Below are 2,440 nucleotides of genomic sequence, written 5' to 3' on the forward strand. Positions count from 1 at the left end.
GAACAGGTCGAGCGAGATGGCACCCAGCACCACCGGCCGGTTCCAGATGAAGCCGACGCCGGCCAGCACGGTGCGCAGCGTCACCGGCTCCTTCGGCGGCGGCACGTGCGGATGGCCGATGCGCAGGAACAGCACCGCGGCGACCGCGAACAGCGCGCCGCAGACGGCGTAGACGACGTCGGCCCCGGCCACGTAGATGAAGCCGCCGAGCGCCGGCCCGCCGATGATGGCGGCCTGCATGCCGCCCGAGCTGAAGGCCATCGCGCGCGGCAGGGTGTCGGCCGGCACCAGCAGCGGCACCATCGCCTGCTGGGCCGGCATCTGGAAGGCCTTCGCGCATCCGATCGCGATCGACAGCACCAGCAGCAGCTCGCGGCTGGCCCAGTGGCCGTGCGTGGCGGTGGCCAGCACGCCGGCGATCGCCAGCTGCACCGCCATCGACAGCGCGAGGATGCGGCTGCGGTCGTGCCGGTCGGCGACGTGGCCGGCCACCAGCGTCAGCAACAGCGCCGGCAGGAACTGCAGCAGCCCGACCAGGCCCAGGTCCCAGGCACTGCCGGTGAGCTCGTACATCTCCCAGCCGACGGCCACCATCAGCATCTGGTTGGCCATGGTGGCCGCGACCCGCGCGTACCAGAAGCGCATGAAGGCGGGCAGGGAGAACAGCGACAGCGGAACGGCGGGGAGTGTGGACACGAAGCGTGGGGAGGAAGAAGAGGGGGGTCAGGGGCAGTTGCAGCCCTTGTCGAAGACGATGCGCCAGACGCCCGGCGAGACCTGGCGCCACACCGAGGTGAAGCTCGCGACCGGCTTGCCGTCGGGGTCGAACACCGGGCCGGTGCTCAGCGCGAGCTCGCCGGAATCGAGCACCTCGACCTTGTCGGGGCGCCACGAGAACGGGGCCTTGTCGCCCTCGTAGAAGCGCTTCCACCACGCGGCCACGGCGGCCTTGCCGCGCAGCGGCACAGGGCCGGAGAAGAACACGGTGTCGTCGGCGAGGAAGCTGGTGAAGGCCGCGTGGTCGCGGTCGGCCATGGTCTTCGCGAACGCGCGCTCGGTGTCGGCGACCTGCTGCTCCAGCGTGGCGCGCGGAATCGCGGGAGAGGCACAGCCTGCCAGCCACAGCGCCGACGCCAGCACCAGCGACAGGCGGCGGCGGGAGCGGGCTGGGGGCTGCATGGGTGGAGGGCGTGATGGACGCGAGACGGCGATGTTACGACCGCCGCGGCAGCGCCTTGGCGTCGAAGGCTTCGCCGGTGGCGAAGAAGCGTCCGCCGGCGATGTAGTGCACCGTGCTGCCGGCCGCGGCGTCGAGCCAGTGGCCGTCGGCGAACAGGCGCGGATCGGCCCAGGCGGCGATCACCTCGCCGAGGAACAGGTCGTACTGGTTCTGCAGGTGCGGCTCGGGCAACAGCCGGCATTCGAGCCAGGCGGCGCAGCCTTCGAGCAGCGGGGCCTCGATGCGGCTCGCGTCGAAGGCCGTCAGGCCGAACGCGGCGAACTTGTCCTGGCCCGCCGGCAGCTCGCGGGCCGAGATGCCGCCGACCGCCAGCGTCGCCTCGGCCTGGGCCCGCGTCGGCACGTTCAGCGCGAACGTGCCCGAGCCCTCGACCAGCTGCCGCGTGACGGTGCTCTTGTCGAGCACCACGGCGACCTTCGGCGGGTTGAAATCCAGCGGCATCGACCAGGCCGCCGCCATGATGTTGCGCTGCCCGCCATGCGCGGCGCTGACCAGCACCGTGGGCCCGTGGTTCAACAGGCGGTACGACTTGGCGAGCTCGACGGCGGTGTGCATGGGGTCAGAACGGGGCGGGGCTGTGGAAGCGCATCGGCCGCCCGTCGACCGGGTGCGGCAGCGCCAGCGATTGTGCGTGCAGCAGCAATCGCGGCGCCTTCGCAAGGGCATCGGGCGGCGCGTAGAGCGCGTCGCCGACGATCGGGTGGCCGATGGCCAGCAGGTGCACGCGCAGCTGGTGCGAGCGGCCGGTGACGGGCTCGAGCCGCAGGCGCGTGGTGCCGCGTGCGGCATCGCGTTCGAGCACGGTGTAGCGGGTCAGCGCGGGCTTGCCATCGGCGAAGTCGACCTTCTGCTTCGGCCGGTTCGGCCAGTCGGTGAGCAGCGGCAGGTCGATCTCGCCGCGGTCGGCCGCCAGCAGCCCGTCGACCACCGCGATGTATTCCTTGTGCACCTCGCGCTGCGCGAAGGCATGGCTGAGGCGGCGCTGCATCTCCTTGCCGCGGGCGAACAGCATCAGCCCGGAGGTCGACATGTCGAGCCGGTGCACCACCAGCGCATCGGCCACCGCGGCCTGCACGCGCGAGGCCTGGTTGTCGAGCCCGGCCTCGCCGCGGCCGGGCACGGCCAGCAGGCCGCTCGGCTTGTCGACCACCAGCATCGAATCGTCGAGGTACAGGAAAGCGGGGTTCATCGGTGCAACAC

General features: G+C 71.8%; 4 protein-coding genes. All 4 read right to left on the reverse strand.

From position 1 onward, the window contains the following. Nucleotides 1-696 (reverse strand): MFS transporter (locus AC1D15_RS26985; protein ID WP_477828424.1); only part of this gene is annotated, 696 nt, incomplete at its 3' end. Between the two features lie 27 nt (nt 697-723). Further along, the gene (locus tag AC1D15_RS26990; RefSeq protein WP_477828425.1) at nt 724-1,179 is read right to left on the reverse strand and encodes a YybH family protein; all 456 of its coding nucleotides are present in this window, start codon (nt 1,177-1,179) and stop codon (nt 724-726) included. 34 nt (nt 1,180-1,213) lie between these two features. Further along, nucleotides 1,214-1,795, reverse strand: a complete 582-nt coding sequence (locus AC1D15_RS26995) for a flavin reductase family protein (RefSeq protein WP_477828426.1) — start codon at nt 1,793-1,795, stop codon at nt 1,214-1,216. A gap of 4 nt (nt 1,796-1,799) precedes the next feature. After that, nucleotides 1,800-2,429 (reverse strand): pseudouridine synthase, encoded by a 630-nt coding sequence (locus AC1D15_RS27000; RefSeq protein ID WP_477828427.1) that lies wholly within the window; start codon nt 2,427-2,429, stop codon nt 1,800-1,802. Nucleotides 2,430-2,440 lie beyond the last annotated feature (11 nt).

Source organism: Rhizobacter sp. P2_H2 (genome assembly GCF_056403375.1).

Bases quoted from the DNA above. Each gene is read 5' to 3' on its own strand.
- AC1D15_RS26990 (WP_477828425.1), bottom strand. From the start codon at position 1,179: ATGCAGCCCCCAGCCCGCTCCCGCCGCCGCCTGTCGCTGGTGCTGGCG.
- AC1D15_RS26995 (WP_477828426.1), bottom strand. From the start codon at position 1,795: ATGCACACCGCCGTCGAGCTCGCCAAGTCGTACCGCCTGTTGAACCAC.
- AC1D15_RS27000 (WP_477828427.1), bottom strand. From the start codon at position 2,429: ATGAACCCCGCTTTCCTGTACCTCGACGATTCGATGCTGGTGGTCGAC.